Origin of the sequence: Candidatus Magnetominusculus xianensis (assembly GCA_001541255.1) — a bacterium.
In the GTDB taxonomy this organism is placed as follows: Bacteria; Nitrospirota; Thermodesulfovibrionia; order Thermodesulfovibrionales; family Magnetobacteriaceae; genus Magnetominusculus; species Magnetominusculus xianensis.
The window spans coordinates 1-16382 of the sequence record LNQR01000022.1; the positions used below are offsets into that span (position 1 = coordinate 1).

Here is a 16382-nt window from a genome sequence, read left to right on the forward strand (position 1 = left end):
CGGTTGAGCCAAATTGATGATATTTGGGCTGGATATCTTAACCAGAAATGAGCTATGATTATTAACTGGATAGGACATTTCTATTTTGCTGTGACATTAGTATGAAACAGTGCTTGACATTAAGCCGTAGAGTTTATTAACATTGAGCAATCAGGTAGATTGCGGAGGTAAGGCAGCATCACATCAATAAAAATCTGAATCACAGGGAGGGTATTTAGGATGCCGACTCTAAAAAGGGTTGCAGTAGTGGTCATAGCGGCGATAATGGTGGCTGGTTTATGTTCGATGGCATTTGCGGAGGCACCAGTCAAGGAGGTTGTTGCGAAGGCCAGCACTGTGCCGTGGTGGGTATGGCCGCTTAGTCTGTTCGTGTTGACGTTTTTGTTGGGTGTAGTGGCGGTATTAGGTGGGCTTGGAGGCGGGACATTGTTTGTGCCGATAGTGGGTGGTTTTTTTCCATTTCATTTGGATTTTGTCAGAGGGGCAGGTTTATTGGTAGCGCTGGCTGGTGCATTAGCGGCAGGCCCAGGGCTACTAAAAAAGGGAATGGCCAATTTGAGATTAGCGCTGCCAGTAGGGTTGTTAGCCTCGTCTTGCGCAATAGTGGGGGCAATGATAGGGCTTGCGCTTCCAACCAATATATTGCAAATAGCCCTGGGTGCCACAATCCTTGGGATTGTCGGTATTGTAATAAAGACTAAGAAGTCAGAGTATCCTGAGGTGCCTAAGGCGGATGCCTTGTCAACCGCGTTAAGGATAAACGGTGTGTACCACGAGGTCACAACTGGTGAAGACATCAACTGGAAGATTCACAGGACACCGCTGGGGCTGGGATTATTTGTAATAATAGGAATAATGGCCGGCATGTTTGGCATTGGAGCGGGCTGGGCAAACGTCCCTGTGTTAAATATCCTGATGGGTGCTCCATTAAAGGTTGCAGTGTCGTCAAGTAAGTTCCTCTTGTCGATAACAGATACGTCGGCGGCGTGGATATATATAAATAACGGTGCAGTGATACCAATGATGGTAGTGCCGTCGATTATTGGTGTAATGCTTGGTTCACTGGTAGGGGTAAGGATATTGGCAAAGACAAAGCCTGCGGCAGTACGGTACATAGTGATAATAATGCTGTCTTTTGCAGGGGCAAGGTCTTTATTAAAGGGGCTGGGCATCTGGAACTAAATTAAGCAGGGAGGTATATTAGATATGGAGAAAAAAGTAGTAGCAACCGAGGAGCAGCTCAGGTATGCAGCATTGCTGAATAACGGCATGAAAATTGGAATGGCAATGCTTCTAATCTCCTTTGCCATATACGCAATTGGGATATTGCCGCCGTTTGTGCCCGTTGAGGATTTGCCGAAGTTATGGGGTATGTCAGTGCATGACTATCTGAATAAGACAGGGATACATGAGGGATGGTCGTGGCTAAAGCTGCTGAATAAGGGGGATTTTCTAAACTTCCTCGGGATAGCATTTTTGGGCGGCGTAACAATAGTGTGTTTTCTTGCGATAATACCAATTCTGATAAGAAAAAAGGATCACGTATATGCCTTGATTGCCGCATTGGAGGTTACCGTTTTGATTTTAGCAGCTTCGGGGTTATTGAAAACGGGAGGACATTAGAATGAACGAAGATAAGTATAGAATGAATTTAATGGGTGAGTTAGAGTCTATTCTGCTGGCAACAGACGGTTCTCAGTTCAGCCGCGGTGCGATAAAAGAGGCGATAAACTTTGCGCGGGCTTGTAAGACGGTATTAACTGTATTGCGGGTGCTTGAGTATAACTCTGAGTTTGAGACAGAAGGTCTTGAGTATGTCGAGGAGATCGAAAGGAAGGCCGCAGCGCATTTCGACGAAATAAGGACACTGGCAGCTGAAGAAAATGTCGAATGCGACATAGTGGTAAGAAGGTCAACCCAGGCATATGAAACCATAATAGACGAGGCGAGGAAGACAAGGGCAGACATAATAATAATGGGCAGGAGGGGAAACACCGGCCTGAAGAAGCTGATGATGGGGAGCCAGACGGCAAAGACCATAGCCCACGCCCCATGCAAGGTATTAGTGGTGCCAAAGGATACAGAGATAAAAGGTGAGAACATCATGCTTGCAACAGACGGCTCTAGGTTCAGCGAGGCGGCGCAGGCAGAGGCAATTATGATGGCAAAGAGGTGTCCTTTTGTAAAGAACTTTTTGGCCGTATCAGTGGCAAAGAACGACAGCAGGACAGCAGATGTAGAAAGATATTTGGAAAATGTCAGGGAAGCGGCTGAAAAAGCGGGCGTAAAGGTTGACACACTGGCGCTGAAAGGCGACCCGTATAAGGCAATAGTAAATGCGTCAATGGAGACGGCCAGAGACATTATTATAATGGGAACACATGGAAGAACCGGATTAGACAGACTTCTAATGGGAAGCGTGGCCGAAAGGGTAGTAGCGCTTGCAATGTGTTCCGTACTTGTAACGAGAACTCAGTAACTAATTGGTAAAGAGATGCCAAAGAAGACAAAGTCGCCGAAGACGAAAAAACACTCTGACTCAAGTGCCTCAAATATACTTCCCTTTCCCCGCCGCGAGGCGATGGAAGGGGCGTTTTCCGGCATCTTGGGCGGCAAAACCCGCGCCGTGGATGAGACGCAGGACATCATGTACGACGCATGGGAAGCCCCGACAAGAATGCCACGCACTATACCATTCTATTGTGGATTTGGTGATACAAACGAGGCTGTCATCTATGCAGACGACTGTCTTAGGGTTTCTCCCTCGCCTTAATCTCTTTTTTCTAACGTGGAACGTACCGAAGTTTGGTATCTTGATATCTTCACCTTGTGTTAGCGTCTCTTTCATAATGAATATAATAACCTCAACAATATCATCCGCTTCCTTCTTGGGAAGTCCAACGTGTATTCTTAATATGATGAACCACAAACTATTTCAAGGGAGCCTCCCAAATATCATGTATTTATGTAACAATTGTATTAATACCATCAATGCGTACAGCGTGAATATCCGCCAACTGTGAACCTTGCAATATCTATATGGTCCTTTGGTCCGGAAACTGACACCAGTCCCATATCGAGTTTCTCGAAATAAAAAAACGTTGACATTCTCATGTCGGAGTAAAACACCCCATGCCATAGTTTATACCTATCTACTTTTACGGATTTAAATCCGCTTATCACTGCGTTTTTAACAATTTTTTTTGCTATTGAGGTTACGGTCGCCTTGATTTTCTCATTATTGGTAGGCACACAGATTTCCCTGAACTCGGCATTGTTGGTCAGGTCGTAAAACAGACTATAAATATCTGTAAATACAGTTTTTTCCTCGACTGCTAAAAGTAAATTTTCTACTTCTTTGTCAAGATTCATATTTACCTCTCATGGTTAACCTGTCTGCCGTGAAAAAGTTAATCTGCGTGCTCTCGGCACATTCCCTCAGTAAGAACCGACATCTTTCCCATTATCTCTTATTCCCCTTGTATAATTATTATGGCTCTGACTAAATTTAACACATCCCGATGAAACAGTCAATCCCAATTTGATTTTCATCGCTATTTGTGACCGAAGGTTAGAGTTAAATCATTCACTAAAAAAATACCAAGTAAATACGCCATTCTTCACACATCTGCGTTACTACTGATGGCTATATTTCAAGTGGCAAATAGTGCCTCTTGATTTTTCCGCTCCTATAGCCGTAAAAAAACATCATTGATGGGATAATATTACTTAAGGCATGAACTGTTGTGTGTTGCAGGCATAGAAACTGCGCAAAAGTTTCTCAGTCCAGACCGGTAGGGATGAGTATGTCTAATATTCAGGAAAGAGAAAGTAATATTCACAGCAGTAATGTCAGATTAATATCCATACAAGAAGCCGCTAAGTATCTTGGCGTAAGTGCGTGGACTGTACGGGACTTGTTATATCAAAAAGGTGAGTTCCCCTATGTCAAAAACTCAAAGAAACCAACGTCAGAAGTGGCTACTTTGAACATAACAAGTACATAGAACTCCGCGATGCTCTGCCAACATTTAAATGTAACGATGTCATATTGTTATTGAGGCACAGAGGGTAGGTTGGGTGCCTGCCATGCTTGCAGTAGTATCAGATTGAAGAGGCATGACAAGATATTCCATGATTTGAGAAGGACTGCTGTGAGAAATTTGATACGTGCGGGTAATCCCGAAGTTGTGGTCATGAAGATCAGCGGTCATAGAAGCAGGGCTGCGTTTGATAGATATAATATTGTGAATGACGATGACCTGATAAAGGCTTCGGATGCATAAGCAGACATAGGAATAACTCAAGGCTGCTGAAACTGTGGAAAATGGGAAGGTAAAGCAGGGTCATTTGCGGTTGCTTAAGTAGGCTTGGCTCCTAATTCATTTTTTCTATTCGCATGACGATTAGCCTATGCTTCGGCACTATTGAAAAACTGAGATAGGATGTTTATAATAAGCTGACACGTTGCTTTGTGATAAACCCAAAATTAGCGTCATATGAGAATGAAGCATAAACTGAAGTGGCAGATAGTTTTAGAGATTTCCCTGATCCTGCTTTCCATAGGGATTTACCTGCTACAATATTTCATTTTTCATGATGCAAAGAACACCTTGTTTTATTTATTTCAGGACGTTGCATTTCTACCTCTACAGGTGCTTTTAGCCACTCTTGTGATAAACAACTTGCTTATAGAGAAAAGGTAAATATGCTTCGAAAGTTAAACATGGTGATAGGAGCTTTTTTTACTGAGGTGGGGGTTAGTCTTTTAAAGTATTTTGCCTGTCTTGATTCCAATGTGGAAAACATAAGAAAGGAAATGGTGTTTGACTTAAACTCAGGTCATACTGAATTTACAGGTTCCCTCAATAAAGTAAGTCGATACATAAGCCGTATCAATTGCCATGCTGACGAACTTACCGGATTGAAAGTCTTTCTCATAGATAAACGCAGCTTTATGCTGGGACTTCTTCAAAACCCCAACCTCCTTGAGCATGAAGAGTTTACAGAATTGCTATGGGCGGTTTTTCATCTAACCGAGGAGCTAGCCATAAGGTTGGACGTTACAAAACTATCAAAGGCTGATTACGAACACTTAAACACAGACATTCAAAGGGCTTATTCGATTTTAATCACACAGTGGCTCAATTACATAGACCATCTGAAAGAGGACTATCCGTATTTATATTCTTTTGCTATAAGAACCAATCCTTTTCGACATGAATAACCCTTGTAATGTGCATAGCAAGTGGTCCATGCACATTATGAATGAAGACAAATCATAGGTTGAAGGATTTCATATTATACAAGAAAATGTTCATGTGCCTCTTCGTTCAAATGAAAACCACGCGGAATTGGCGGAATTGATTGATACTTTCCTTAACCTCAAAATCCAATGAGTCTTTTCCTCAAAAGCAACAGAAAACCCTCATCATACCTACACATCTGAAAATCCCAAAACCCACGTATTTTGGCTGGAGTTGGCTGGAATGATGTGGAGTGAGTTGGCGATGGGCACATTTTTGGGCACCCTGGGGTGTTTTTCGCCTTTTCACCTATCCTCTCTATATTAACAACCCGTTGATTTTAAAGGATATGCGAAAGAGGGGAGTCGAACCCCTATGCCGTGAGGCACTGGATCCTAAGTCCAGCGCGTCTGCCAATTCCGCCACTTTCGCACTCTTTATTCTACATTTATTGTTCTATTCTTATCAAGCAGCGGTCATATCACAAAAACAAAAGGAAGGAAACCATACCTCGATTTCCTTCCCATTTGCCATGTCACTTAAAGCCTATTTGTAACGCTTATCGAACTCGTCTATCCTTTTCTTCCTGTCAGCCTTGACAGAAGGGTCTTCATTTCCGATCGACCACTTGTGGTTTTCGGTGTTTTGTATCTCATGAAGCATCTTTTCGAGCTCATCGGCCTTCATATTAGCTTCCTTATTAGGGCTTTTCTTGCCCATCTCTATTACCTCTTTAAGCTCCGGTACATATGAGCCGTACCAGTTCCTTGCAAGGTCATAGTTGCCATGCCACTGGGTATAGTCAGGGGCCTGCATTGATGCTGCGTGGCGCACTCTTCTGCCCTCGTGATGCCATAGCTCAAACCACGTGTAGTCAATCTTGTTAGCAAAAGAGGCATATTCATTACCTTTTACTGCCTTCAGCACCTCAGTGGCCTTCTTATGCAATTTCTCACCTGGTTTTGCCCACTTCTCGCTATATAACTGCATCTGGGCCTCATACTGGATGTAAAACGCCTCTGTGAAGTTTACATTATGACAGGATACACAGACTTTCTTCATGCTAGCCATACGCATATCCCCTGTGATCTTGCCAGATGGAAGTCCCCATACAAGGTCTGTCTCATGTGCCTGCTTAAGCTGTGCAGGGCGGTTATTCCATTTTATTCGTAAGCCGACATTGTGTGTGACAGGCATGTCCTTTGTTGCCGACATGTGACAAGTGGCACAAGTCGGGGCAGCAGTGTAATCCTCTCCGACAATCCACTTGCTTGACTCCAGATTCATTCGATCCTTGTTTGCATAGTAGTTAATACCGTGCTTGGACTCTGTAAAAATTTCTATCTGAGGATGGTCAGGCCCCATGTGGCATTTGCCGCAGTTTTCAGGCTGGCGTGCCTGCGCTACGGAAAACTCGTGCCGTTGATGACATGCCGAACAGCTTCCCTCAGAGCCATCAGGGTTAACCCTGCCCATGCCTGTGTTAGGCCATGTTGCCGGGTCTAGCTTGCCATCTTTGTTAACCTTAATAACTGAGCCGTGACACTGCCAGCAGCCATTAACTGCCGCTGCAGATACACCCATAGGGAACGCCTCTGTCTTCATTCCCGAATTACCCTCGGCTACATCCGCCAATATGTTATCCAATGATCCCATTATACGCCCTGCCTTTGAATGATGGGAATTTGCAAATTCATCATATTCTTTCGCGTGGCATTTCCCGCAGTCTTTGGGTGAAACTATTACAGATATTGTTGCGCCGTTGTGTTCAAATGCGCCTGGCTCTCCCTTTTTCTTCATATGGCACTCATAGCACCCTACATTACCCCTGTAATGCTTACTCCTGCCCCAGTGTGCGTAAATATTGCTGGTCGTATTTGAGTGACACGCAACACACGCCTGGCTTTCCTTTGACAACTCCTTTGGTATCTCCAGCTTCAGTTCAGCCGCGAATGAATATGTTGCAGCGGCAAACATAAATACCAGTACGAAAAATAGCTTCTTTGACATAGTCTCCTCCTAAATTAAAGATTTTTTGCGCATTTCCGACCTCCCCAAGGTCTCAATGTGTTTTCCTGTTGTTCACCACCTCCAGTATTTCAGAAATATCACACGCTCATGGTAAATATACCAACATCTGTAACAACGGTCACTCTAAATATGTTTAGTACTATAAGAGAAATCAACTTTACAGTCAATATGTATATGTGATATACGTTACGTGAATGTTGACATTTTGTTCATGGCAAATAATATAAATAAGCGCAGGACTAAGGGCAAGTACAGCATATGAGATGACATAACTGCCATGACAGGGTATCTTTGCTTATTAAAAGCCCTTTCTGCTATAATCCTTTATGGATGGAGTTGTCTTTGTACTTTAAAATAATCCATAAGTATTATTTTCGGGAACTGCTTATCTCCTTCGTTCTCAGTATTACTGCCTTTAATATGATACTGATGATGGAGCGTATCCTTAAATTCAGTATGCTGCTTTCAGGGGTTGGGGCTTCGGCCTTTGATTTTCTTAAGATCATCCTATTGGTTCAGCCGCAGCTTTTTCTGCTTACCATCCCTATGTCCCTTATGACGGCTGTGCTGTTTACATATGGTAGGCTCAATGCAGACAATGAGATTATAGTCTTAAAGTCAGCAGGGATATCCTTTGCCGCATTGACACGGCCGGTGTTTCTTTTTGGGTTACTATGTTTTTGTGCCTCTGCATTCAACAGCTTTTATCTTGGCCCGGCAACGTCCAGGTCGCTCAGGCAAAATGTGACAAGCATAATTATCAACAAGTCTCCAATGGCAATCAAAGAAGGGGTGTTTTATACACTGTTTAAAAATGTCGTCGTCCTAGTCAGAGAAAAACCCTCTGACCGCGCCATCAAAGATGTGTTTGTCTATGACAAGAGAGACAATAACAGGCACTGGACAATCTTCGCCAAAGAAGGCAGCATTAATGTTTATGGAGAGGGTGGCATAGAATTCGTCCTGAAAAATGGAGAGGTGTTTTTACCTGACAACAAATCCATTACGAAAATATCGTTCAGCTCCTATAATATGATAATAAAGTTTAATCCGGAGATTACCTCTCAGATAAGTGAACTTACGCCGTTTGAGGTACTAAGGCGTACAAAGGAGACAACGGGGGAGGAGCGTATCTCTGTATTCCTTGAGTTTCACAGGCGCCTTGCACTGCCGTTACTGGTGTTGATAATCAGCTTTTTCTCGCCTGCATTTGCAATGCTCTCAGCAAAAACCGGCAAACTTGGCGGCCTCAGCCTTGCCATGCTTGTGTTTTTGGCCTACTACAGCATGTTGATATATTTTGAGAAACTCGCTAGAACAGGAGGAATCTCACATGTTGCGGCAGGATGGATTCCATTTGCCGTCTTGCTTGTCATATCAATTTATGTGTTTAGAAGGGAAAACTCCAGATGAACATCATAGTGCGCTACTATGTTAAGAGTACACTCCTGCATGTTCTGGTCATATCGGTTGGGTTTGCCATGGTAATGGGCACATTTGAGGTTATCGACAAGCTTGATAAGATAGTCAAGTTCTCCCCGTCGTTTAATGATATGGCCAGGTTCTGGGCCTTTGTTACTCCGAAGTATTTTAAATATCTCCTGCCGATGTCTATACTTATGGCAACGCTGATGGTCTTTGGGCAGGCGTCAAGATATAATGAATTAATTGCATATAAGGCGGCAGGCGGCAGATTAAAGAAGCTGTTCATTCCATTTATTGTTATTGCCATAATGCTGTCTGCTGTGGACTTTTCCGTTGATGAGTATGTTTCAAGCCGTTTTAACCTTGAGGCCAATAATCTGCTCTATAAAATCAAAAACAAGCGCAACAGGCTCTTATACAAGACTGCAGATATCTGGTTTATGGAAAAAAAGAATATGATAGTTAATGCCAACTTTTACGTACCTGACCAAAAGACCCTCTACTTTGTTACTGTCTTTATAACAAAAGAAAACGCTATCACCGAGATAATAAAGGGCAGGGTATGCCAGTGGGATGGTGCACAGTGGGTTATCAAGGACGGTGTGCGTTATGGCACAGAGAAACTGACCACAGGGTCTTTTTCATCAATCCCTCTTGGCGAATTCACTGCCATTGATGTATATGAAGAGAACGAACTCATAGCCGATGAGATGCCTTTTTCGGAGTTATACAAGTACAACAAACGCCTGAAGGCCGCTGGATATAACAACCAGAAGAGCCTCGTAGATATGTATGCCAAACTTGCATATCCATTTACGTGTCTGGTGATGATGCTTTTGGGGATTGCCATTTCATCGAGATTTAAGATGGGAAGCGGATTGATAAACGCAGGGATTGCCATAGTCATAAGCCTGCTCTATTGGATAGCCTATGCGATGGCGATTTCGTTTGGATATTCAGGCATGTTTGGGCCTCTCTTTGCGCCGTTGATTATACCTATCATGTTTGCCGCGGCTGGTTTTATTATGTATAAAGAGATGCCAGAATAAGGTTATCCGAAGATATCCACTGCGCTAACCTGAAGGCAATCGATAGCCTTAGATGTAACGGTATCTTAGCAATTTGATTTGAAACAAGCTATTGTGTTATCATTCCTGCATGGAGGCAATATGATGAGAATAAAGACATACATGCTGGTTCGACCTCAGTACTTGTCAGCGCCAAAGTTTTATCTTATTACCCCGAAGACTGAAAAAGAAGAGGCAATCCTCATTAATGCAAATGATGTCTTTAATATCGATTACAAGACGCCATATGATATAGACAACCCCAAAGAACGGGCCGCCGCAACCCTGTCCATAGCACTACAGCACAATATGTTTAAAAAATATGAGGATATAGACTATACAGCCGGCATTCCTCTGACAGAGATTCCAGACTGGAGCAATACTGAAATTAATACCCCTATTTATGAACGACCAGATGTGATAGTATGCTCTGGCAGCCTGTAATGCCCGGCTCAATCTGACATATAGAGGTACGCTGTGCTATGCCGCAGCGCAGTGTATCAGACTGGAAGAAAAGTAACATAGCTTTAATCGGGCTTTAATCGAAAAGTCTGCCCTTTCGCCTTTTATAATCATCAAGCAACAGGACAACGGCCTCCTCAATTAACTCGTTGAGCTTTTTACCTTCCCCGACGGCAAGGTATTTCAACTTTTTCAGGAGTTCCGGATTCAACCTCGTTGAGAAAGTCTCCCGCTGCACTCCGTCTCTTTCACGAGCCATTGCAAATTATAACAGAAACAGCAATTATTTTCAATAAATAATTATATCAAGAAAAAATGCTTGACTTTTTAAAAAATAGATTGTAAGATGTAAATATGGGATTGTAATATATCTTACTTCTCTAATTACGTCGTCACAAGTTTTGTCGTCACAAGGAGGCATGGATATGGACACCCGGCCGATGGATGGGAAAATGGATGGGAAAGATGATGCTGACAGCAGCCGTAATGGCATGGAAAGCATCGAGCGGTTTGACATACCTGCAGGGCAGGGCAGTGACGGAGGGTATGACCAATTTGAAAACTCGTTCAGGGATGTATCATCAGTGTTTGATGCCTTGCAGCGCCTGTCGGGAAGGGGGGTTGCAGAAGACGCTATCGACCATTCGCTGAATTGGCTGATTCTCTCGGCATGGAGCAATCTCGACAAAATGAAAGAGCTTCAGGACGACATTATTAACAGGCTTCAGGAAATAAAGAAAGCCACGGGTATATCAAACTAACATTTAAGGAGAAAGAAGATGTTAAACCAGTTAAAGACACCGCAACTTTTGAGTGTGCTGCTAAGTGTGTTGTTATGTGTTATGTGCGTCCAGACGGTGTGGGCCAGCTCTGTAGAAGATAAGATTAACGAGGTATTCCCTGATGTTAAACCTGACAGCGTTAAAGAGAGCCAGATAAAGGGGCTTTATGAGATTGTTAAGGGGAACGAGATTGTTTATTTCGATCCCATAACCGGCTATTTAATTTTCGGTGAGATCGTATCGCCGAAGGAAAAGAAGAGCATTACTGCTGAGAGAAAACGCCAGCTCAGGGAGGTAAAACTCAAAAATATGCCTCTTGATAAGGCGTTGAAGTTTGGAAGCGGCAAGCATACCGTAGTTGAGTTCACTGACCCTGACTGTCCATTTTGCAGAAAGGCTGCGGCGTATCTTGCTTCACGAAGCGACATCACAAGGTATGTCTTTTTATTCCCCATACCGCAGCTTCACCCAAAGGCCGCAGACAAGGCCAAGTTTATTTTCTGCGCTGAGGACAAGAAAAAGGCCCTTGAGGATGTAATGTCCGGCAAATATGACAGCGAGGCCTTTGAAATTTGCAAAGACCCAAAGGTTGAAGAACTGCTCAAAGACCACAAGACCATTGGTGAGAGTGCAGGAGTTACCGGAACGCCGCTCCTGATAATAAATGGAACGTTTGTCGATGGCGCCAACATGCCGCTTATCGAGAAACTGCTTTCTGACGACCCGGCAGCCGCCTCTAAGGATGCCGCAGAACCTAAAAAATAAAGCTCCCAACCCATAGCCTGCGCAGGCGATATTCTGGACACTGCACCCTATGCGGTGTCCAGACACCCCCTCAAACTAAGACATCTGCTGGAGAATATCTCACCCTGAACTTGCATCATCCTTAATACCAGATTGTACGCAAAATGAGCGCATCATCAGGCAGGCTCAGAATGATTGATGTAATCTTCATGGGGACAACGGGTAAGCCCGCACATATCTCACGTTACGGCACACAGCAGGCTACTATTGCCCTATCAGTGTGAGGCTTTGAAGGATGGTATCAAGTTTATTTTTTATCTCTGAGTACTTCACAGGATTTTCATCTGCGGTGTAGATGTTCATAGCCTTTTCAAATGCATATGCGGCCTTGTTGAGATTTTCTTTTTTGTTTTGCAAATTGGACAGGGCACAGCAGGCAGCTCCAAGATTATACTGTGTTTGGGCGTATTTAAGTGGGAACTGGTTTGTGACTTCGATTTTCAATGCCTTTTCATATGAGCGTGCTGCCTTCATCAGGTTTTCCTCCTTGTCGCACACATCAGACAAGGTCAGGAAGGCGTTTCCGAGATTGCTTTGTGTAAGGTAGTACTCTAATGGAAATTCCTCCGGTGAGTATATTTTTAGTGCCTCTTTGAATGCATAGACGGCCAGTTTAAGATTCCCCTCTGCCTCTTGTTTTTCTGAAAGGAGCGCGTGTGCATTGCCAAGGTTGTTCATAGTCATTGCATAGTCTTTCGGGTAGTCTTCAGGTGTGTATATTTTAAGGGCGTCTTTAAATGCCGAGACTGCTCTCATCATATACACTTCACTGCCACCGCTGTCAGTTAATGCCCCAAGTGTGCTTCCCAGGCTATTTTTCAGAGCTGCGTACTCAGTTGGATATTCGACAGGGGTACGAACCTTTAGGGCCTCCTCATAGGCTGCGGCGGCCTTGAGCAAATTATCAGTCTGGTCTGCGGTCTCTGATAAGTCATCATAAATGCCTGCAAGATGGTCTTGTGCTATGGCATACTGGACAGGGGCTGCGTCCATGCTTATCAGTTTTACGGCTGCCTCGACGAAGGTGGCTGCCTTTGCCAGGGTTTGTCCTCTGTCTTTGAGTGTGGACAGTTCCCACAGAACCAGCCCAACGTTATGGTTAATCTCAGCGCATTCTTCAGGGTATTTATCGAACGTCCCGCTTCTTATGGCCTCTTCGTATGCGACTGCCGCTTTTGACAGGTTTTCCTCTTTGTCAGATAGTCCGGCCAGTTCCCAGTAAGCGAGGCCGAGGCTGTTTTGAACAGTGCCGTACTTCACAGGGTTGTTTTCTATGTTATAAATTTTCAGGACTTGCTCGTAAGCGTTTATGGCATTTTGAATATTTGTTTGCTCGTCTCTCAATTCCGACAGCGCCCACAGGGCATTGCCCTTGTCAAACCATATCATGGCATATTCGTCGGGTGAACTTTCGCCGTTTAGCAAAGCTCCCGCCTCTCCCACAGTATAAACCGACAGGGCCTCTTCATATGCCTCTATTGCTAATGTGAGGTTCTTCTCGTTTTCCCCTTCTTCGGCAAGCCGCCTGTAGCAGATTCCAATACGATGATTCACCTGTGCATAGAGCAGGGGGTTGTTCTTTTTGTTTATCTCCTCCAGGACATCGATATGTCCTTGCAGTGCCTTTGATGACTTGCTTTCATCGAAGAGTTTACCGGCATTTTCAAAGTTTTTTTCAAATGCCTCTTTTTTTTCCTTTCTCTTCAGATATATAAATATTGCCGCTGCCGCCACTGCAAACAGCACCAGTGCGGAGATAACATATAATGGTTCAGTTATTTTATCCAATCTTATATACCCATTTCGCTTAGGTGCAAGGGGTTTATCCTTTGTCGTATTGCCTCGATTGAGTCCATGGCTGATTCAGCTACATCTGGGATTTCGTCGTCTAACAAGTCCTGCAGTTGAGGTATATGCCTGGCGTCACCTATTATGCCCAGACTGTAGGCCGCGTCACCTCTGATAAGCACACCTTTTGATTTCAGGAGTGGCGCTATGGAGTTGGCAACCGCCTCAAGATAGACAAAGTTCATATCAACCAACGACTCAAGCAGGGCTATTGCCCCAAGTCGCACACGCATCCGCTCATCGCTTATCAGCCTTGCAGCAACGGGATAGATGTCAGGTTCATACCTGAACATATCAATAATATTGTCCAAGAATCCTTTCTCCATATAATCGGCTATCATATCGTAATGATCCTGTTCCATTGCTTATTGGCTCGCCAAATGTCTCCTCAGGCTATATTGTACATTATTACACATAAAACTGTCTAACACTGTAAATATTTCTATTATTTTATTATAATGTCATGTGCCTGCAGAATTACAAAATAAGTGAATGTATGACTCAGGGCAAATATAATAGGATGTGTCCACACATTACTCTGGCTTATAACATGCGTGTTACAGCAGCTAATAGTTTGCTGAACCTCTAAGGCCGCTTCAAACATGCTATTGTGTTAATGTCGTAGCACGTGTTAGTATAAATGAGAGATGGAACTCCTCTTTTCGGTTAGCACACCACTTGGTGTAGATGTCAGGACAACAGCCGAATACTGGGGCTATATCGTTACAATCAAGCACCCTGTCATGCAGGGGAAGGAGGATGTTGTTAAGTCTGTTCTTGAGTTCCCTGATGAAATCAGGGTGAGCAAAACAGATAAGGATATTTTCCTCTATTACAAGAGCCTTGAAAGACTATATTGTGTGGTTGTAAAACACACGGCAGATTCTGGGTTTGTAATAACCACATACCCAGCTGATAAGAAAAAGGAAGGTGAGACGGTATGGACAAGGTAACGCTCTATTATCATAAGGAACTCGACACGTTGGATATCTGGTTTGCAGACCCAAAGGATGAGCATATCTGTGAAGAGGCTGGAGATGGTGTAATACTCAAGAAAAACAAGGATGGCAAGGTTATCGGCATAGAAAAACTCTACGTGAGTAAGACTATTGGAATGGTCGGTAAGCCAATACCATTTGAACTGCTTGTTGCGTAAGAGAGGTACTACATGTCAAAGACGATACTGATAACTACAGGGGATTTAAGGCTGCGCGGGGCGTTGAACGAATCTGTTACAGCAGTTGAGTTTGCTGAACTTCTGCCGATGGACTTAACTATGTCGCGCTGGGGTGAGGAATATTACGGCGATTGCGGCATTGATGCGCAGCTCACACCTGATGCAAAAGATGAGATGGATATAGGTGAGATAGCGATATGGCCGGTTGGCAGCGCATTATGTTTCTTTTTCGGGCCTACACCAGCAAGCACAGGCGATGAACCTCGTGCCGCATCTGCTGTTAACCCTATTGGCAGGATAATTGATGACACCGCGCCGCTGAAAAAACTCGGAGGCTCTATCAGGGTCAGGATTACGTAACTGTCTGATTATTTGGCTGATTATTAGGGCTTTGCCTTTTTTATTTCGCGGATGAGGTCTGAGATTGTGTCAATCGGCGGCTGCAGCAGGGTGTAGTAGCTGCCTACGTCGCGCGGGCTGTGGGCGTCGCTTGCGAAGATGCGCGGCAGATCTCTATCTTGTGCGAGTTTCTCGGCATATTGCCTTGCCGTTTGTGTGGTGTTTGAGCTGTCAACCTCCACAGCGTCAACATCAAGTTTATAACAGTATTTTCCATTTTCCATGCTGAAACGAAACGGATGTGCCACGACAACGGCGGCGCTGTGTCTGCGTGCAATATGGATAAGGTCGTGGGCAGACATATTATACCGCAGACCTTCTACCTTATCCAGCCCGTAAACGAGGAAATGCCCCTCGAGACACGATACCTCTATACCTGCCAGAAGGCGAAGCTGCGCCCCGGCCCACTGCTGCAAGTCCTCTATCTCATTCTGAGACCAGATAGTATCATGGTCGGTGAAGACAAGGACATCAATTCCTGAGTTAATGGCAGCTTCAATTGCCTCGTGCGCAGTGGTGGTGCTGCATGGTGAATACGGGTGTGTGTGGACGTGCATATCCACCTTTAATAAGCGGCTGGGCTTAGATTTCTCAGGCTCACGCATTCCTGCCCCCTAATAAGGACGGCTGGATGTACTGTGCGTAGTCGCTGCATCTCTGCACATACCGGCAGCGCTTACAGACCTCTATATATTTATAGCACTGCCTTTTGGCGCAGAAGAGTTTATCGCTATTTACAGGCATAATTGCTTGATGATAGCACACTGAAGGCAGACATGACAACCCCCCCCGTGATTCACCAACTCTTCGCCCCGCCCGTCATTTCCCTTGATTCAACATCAATAAAAGAAGGAACCTCGTTCAGGGGTGGACGTATGGTGCCATGGCTTAGGTGGATTTATGGCCAGTGGCCTCATTGTACTTATCCCCGCAAAAATGGTATAACAGTGGCATGGGCGATATAGAAAAGAATTGCATTAGAATGCTGTATTAGTCTGACACTGATATGACAACAATTGGCATATAGTGCGTTTGCTGTGTAAAGATGTGGTCAACTTGACGCTTACAAAGTAACGTAAAAGGCGGATATATCATAGAGTGTGTACAAAAAGGATATATGAATCTTATACTGACAGCATTT

The 16382-nt window shown here is 44.2% G+C and carries 22 protein-coding genes and 1 tRNA gene; 16 read left to right on the forward strand and 7 right to left on the reverse strand.

Translation table 11 applies throughout. The features are described 5' to 3' along the window. Positions 1-219: 219 nt before the first annotated feature. The 4 genes from ASN18_RS02790 to ASN18_RS17435 are packed head-to-tail and all read left to right on the forward strand — an operon-like array spanning position 220 to position 2773. Complete coding sequence (locus ASN18_RS02790) at positions 220-1182, forward strand: sulfite exporter TauE/SafE family protein (protein WP_085051085.1); 963 nt, start codon at positions 220-222, stop codon at positions 1180-1182. Positions 1183-1206: 24 nt separating this feature from the next. Continuing rightward, the gene (locus ASN18_RS02795; protein ID WP_085051086.1) at positions 1207-1623 is read left to right on the forward strand and encodes a hypothetical protein; all 417 of its coding nucleotides are present in this window, start codon (positions 1207-1209) and stop codon (positions 1621-1623) included. Position 1624: 1 nt separating this feature from the next. Next, a complete protein-coding gene (locus ASN18_RS02800; RefSeq protein ID WP_085051087.1) occupies positions 1625-2479 on the forward strand; it encodes a universal stress protein in 855 nt (284 codons plus the stop codon). A 15-nt stretch (positions 2480-2494) separates the two neighbouring features. Next, positions 2495-2773 carry a hypothetical protein gene (locus ASN18_RS17435; protein ID WP_236861470.1) on the forward strand — a complete coding sequence of 93 codons (279 nt, stop codon included), beginning with the start codon at positions 2495-2497 and terminating at the stop codon, positions 2771-2773. Positions 2774-2988: 215 nt separating this feature from the next. Here the strand turns inward: ASN18_RS17435 and ASN18_RS02810 are convergent, their stop codons facing one another. Beyond that, on the reverse strand, positions 2989-3372 hold the full coding sequence (locus tag ASN18_RS02810; RefSeq protein WP_085051089.1) for a hypothetical protein: 384 nt from the start codon (positions 3370-3372) through the stop codon (positions 2989-2991). A gap of 434 nt (positions 3373-3806) precedes the next feature. On the opposite strand from ASN18_RS02810, the gene ASN18_RS17035 reads away from it, so the two are divergent. From ASN18_RS17035 to ASN18_RS02825, 4 genes are all read left to right on the forward strand, one after another. Further along, positions 3807-4007 (forward strand): helix-turn-helix transcriptional regulator, encoded by a 201-nt coding sequence (locus tag ASN18_RS17035; RefSeq protein WP_157072801.1) that lies wholly within the window; start codon positions 3807-3809, stop codon positions 4005-4007. Positions 4008-4139: 132 nt separating this feature from the next. Next, complete coding sequence (locus ASN18_RS17445) at positions 4140-4286, forward strand: site-specific integrase (RefSeq protein WP_306688559.1); 147 nt, start codon at positions 4140-4142, stop codon at positions 4284-4286. Between the two features lie 219 nt (positions 4287-4505). Then, a complete protein-coding gene (locus tag ASN18_RS18125) occupies positions 4506-4706 on the forward strand; it encodes an MJ1433 family protein (protein ID WP_085051091.1) in 201 nt (66 codons plus the stop codon). A 2-nt stretch (positions 4707-4708) separates the two neighbouring features. Then, positions 4709-5227, forward strand: a complete 519-nt coding sequence (locus ASN18_RS02825; protein WP_085051092.1) for an MJ1433 family protein — start codon at positions 4709-4711, stop codon at positions 5225-5227. Between the two features lie 369 nt (positions 5228-5596). Here ASN18_RS02825 and ASN18_RS02830 read toward each other — a convergent pair. Both ASN18_RS02830 and ASN18_RS02835 read right to left on the reverse strand, forming a co-directional pair. After that, positions 5597-5678: transfer RNA gene (locus ASN18_RS02830), tRNA-Leu, on the reverse strand. Between the two features lie 114 nt (positions 5679-5792). Next, positions 5793-7256 (reverse strand): multiheme c-type cytochrome, encoded by a 1464-nt coding sequence (locus tag ASN18_RS02835; RefSeq protein WP_157072802.1) that lies wholly within the window; start codon positions 7254-7256, stop codon positions 5793-5795. Between the two features lie 363 nt (positions 7257-7619). Between ASN18_RS02835 and ASN18_RS02840 the strand changes: the two genes are divergently transcribed. From ASN18_RS02840 to ASN18_RS02850, 3 genes are all read left to right on the forward strand, one after another. Continuing rightward, entirely contained in the window at positions 7620-8690 is a 1071-nt protein-coding gene (locus ASN18_RS02840; RefSeq protein ID WP_236861467.1) for an LptF/LptG family permease, read from the forward strand. Further along, the gene (locus ASN18_RS02845) at positions 8687-9751 is read left to right on the forward strand and encodes an LptF/LptG family permease (protein ID WP_085051094.1); all 1065 of its coding nucleotides are present in this window, start codon (positions 8687-8689) and stop codon (positions 9749-9751) included. The genes ASN18_RS02840 and ASN18_RS02845 overlap by 4 nt, the downstream gene beginning before the upstream one ends. Positions 9752-9871: 120 nt before the next feature. After that, positions 9872-10213: a hypothetical protein gene (locus ASN18_RS02850; protein WP_157072803.1), complete on the forward strand. Its 342-nt coding sequence runs from the start codon at positions 9872-9874 to the stop codon at positions 10211-10213. A 94-nt stretch (positions 10214-10307) separates the two neighbouring features. On the opposite strand, the gene ASN18_RS17040 is transcribed toward ASN18_RS02850, so the two are convergent. Further along, positions 10308-10490 carry a hypothetical protein gene (locus ASN18_RS17040; protein ID WP_157072804.1) on the reverse strand — a complete coding sequence of 61 codons (183 nt, stop codon included), beginning with the start codon at positions 10488-10490 and terminating at the stop codon, positions 10308-10310. Positions 10491-10656: 166 nt separating this feature from the next. Between ASN18_RS17040 and ASN18_RS02855 the strand changes: the two genes are divergently transcribed. Continuing rightward, on the forward strand, positions 10657-10992 hold the full coding sequence (locus ASN18_RS02855; RefSeq protein WP_085051096.1) for a hypothetical protein: 336 nt from the start codon (positions 10657-10659) through the stop codon (positions 10990-10992). A gap of 18 nt (positions 10993-11010) precedes the next feature. Continuing rightward, positions 11011-11778 carry a DsbC family protein gene (locus ASN18_RS02860; protein WP_085051097.1) on the forward strand — a complete coding sequence of 256 codons (768 nt, stop codon included), beginning with the start codon at positions 11011-11013 and terminating at the stop codon, positions 11776-11778. A gap of 243 nt (positions 11779-12021) precedes the next feature. Here the strand turns inward: ASN18_RS02860 and ASN18_RS02865 are convergent, their stop codons facing one another. Together ASN18_RS02865 and ASN18_RS02870 are read right to left on the reverse strand one after the other, a co-directional pair. Further along, positions 12022-13605 carry a tetratricopeptide repeat protein gene (locus ASN18_RS02865; RefSeq protein ID WP_085051098.1) on the reverse strand — a complete coding sequence of 528 codons (1584 nt, stop codon included), beginning with the start codon at positions 13603-13605 and terminating at the stop codon, positions 12022-12024. A gap of 2 nt (positions 13606-13607) precedes the next feature. Beyond that, on the reverse strand, positions 13608-14027 hold the full coding sequence (locus tag ASN18_RS02870) for a HEAT repeat domain-containing protein (protein ID WP_085051099.1): 420 nt from the start codon (positions 14025-14027) through the stop codon (positions 13608-13610). Positions 14028-14312: 285 nt separating this feature from the next. On the opposite strand from ASN18_RS02870, the gene ASN18_RS02875 reads away from it, so the two are divergent. Genes ASN18_RS02875 through ASN18_RS02885 form a run of 3 tightly spaced genes read left to right on the forward strand, consistent with a single transcriptional unit; the run spans position 14313 to position 15202 of the window. Continuing rightward, the gene (locus ASN18_RS02875; protein WP_085051100.1) at positions 14313-14618 is read left to right on the forward strand and encodes a hypothetical protein; all 306 of its coding nucleotides are present in this window, start codon (positions 14313-14315) and stop codon (positions 14616-14618) included. Continuing rightward, complete coding sequence (locus tag ASN18_RS02880; protein WP_085051101.1) at positions 14606-14821, forward strand: DUF2283 domain-containing protein; 216 nt, start codon at positions 14606-14608, stop codon at positions 14819-14821. The genes ASN18_RS02875 and ASN18_RS02880 overlap by 13 nt, the downstream gene beginning before the upstream one ends. Positions 14822-14833: 12 nt before the next feature. Beyond that, entirely contained in the window at positions 14834-15202 is a 369-nt protein-coding gene (locus ASN18_RS02885) for a cyclophilin-like fold protein (protein ID WP_085051102.1), read from the forward strand. 23 nt (positions 15203-15225) lie between these two features. On the opposite strand, the gene ASN18_RS02890 is transcribed toward ASN18_RS02885, so the two are convergent. Next, complete coding sequence (locus tag ASN18_RS02890) at positions 15226-15846, reverse strand: PHP-associated domain-containing protein (protein WP_085051103.1); 621 nt, start codon at positions 15844-15846, stop codon at positions 15226-15228. Positions 15847-16382: the final 536 nt, after the last annotated feature.

Coding starts and splice junctions, on each gene's coding strand:
- ASN18_RS02790 (WP_085051085.1), top strand. CDS start 220: ATGCCGACTCTAAAAAGGGTTGCAGTAGTGGTCATAGCGGCGATAATG.
- ASN18_RS02795 (WP_085051086.1), top strand. CDS start 1,207: ATGGAGAAAAAAGTAGTAGCAACCGAGGAGCAGCTCAGGTATGCAGCA.
- ASN18_RS02800 (WP_085051087.1), top strand. CDS start 1,625: ATGAACGAAGATAAGTATAGAATGAATTTAATGGGTGAGTTAGAGTCT.
- ASN18_RS17435 (WP_236861470.1), top strand. CDS start 2,495: ATGCCAAAGAAGACAAAGTCGCCGAAGACGAAAAAACACTCTGACTCA.
- ASN18_RS02810 (WP_085051089.1), bottom strand. CDS start 3,372: ATGAATCTTGACAAAGAAGTAGAAAATTTACTTTTAGCAGTCGAGGAA.
- ASN18_RS17035 (WP_157072801.1), top strand. CDS start 3,807: ATGTCTAATATTCAGGAAAGAGAAAGTAATATTCACAGCAGTAATGTC.
- ASN18_RS18125 (WP_085051091.1), top strand. CDS start 4,506: ATGAAGCATAAACTGAAGTGGCAGATAGTTTTAGAGATTTCCCTGATC.
- ASN18_RS02825 (WP_085051092.1), top strand. CDS start 4,709: ATGCTTCGAAAGTTAAACATGGTGATAGGAGCTTTTTTTACTGAGGTG.
- ASN18_RS02835 (WP_157072802.1), bottom strand. CDS start 7,256: ATGTCAAAGAAGCTATTTTTCGTACTGGTATTTATGTTTGCCGCTGCA.
- ASN18_RS02845 (WP_085051094.1), top strand. CDS start 8,687: ATGAACATCATAGTGCGCTACTATGTTAAGAGTACACTCCTGCATGTT.
- ASN18_RS02850 (WP_157072803.1), top strand. CDS start 9,872: ATGATGAGAATAAAGACATACATGCTGGTTCGACCTCAGTACTTGTCA.
- ASN18_RS17040 (WP_157072804.1), bottom strand. CDS start 10,490: ATGGCTCGTGAAAGAGACGGAGTGCAGCGGGAGACTTTCTCAACGAGG.
- ASN18_RS02855 (WP_085051096.1), top strand. CDS start 10,657: ATGGACACCCGGCCGATGGATGGGAAAATGGATGGGAAAGATGATGCT.
- ASN18_RS02860 (WP_085051097.1), top strand. CDS start 11,011: ATGTTAAACCAGTTAAAGACACCGCAACTTTTGAGTGTGCTGCTAAGT.
- ASN18_RS02870 (WP_085051099.1), bottom strand. CDS start 14,027: ATGGAACAGGATCATTACGATATGATAGCCGATTATATGGAGAAAGGA.
- ASN18_RS02875 (WP_085051100.1), top strand. CDS start 14,313: ATGGAACTCCTCTTTTCGGTTAGCACACCACTTGGTGTAGATGTCAGG.
- ASN18_RS02880 (WP_085051101.1), top strand. CDS start 14,606: ATGGACAAGGTAACGCTCTATTATCATAAGGAACTCGACACGTTGGAT.
- ASN18_RS02885 (WP_085051102.1), top strand. CDS start 14,834: ATGTCAAAGACGATACTGATAACTACAGGGGATTTAAGGCTGCGCGGG.
- ASN18_RS02890 (WP_085051103.1), bottom strand. CDS start 15,846: ATGCGTGAGCCTGAGAAATCTAAGCCCAGCCGCTTATTAAAGGTGGAT.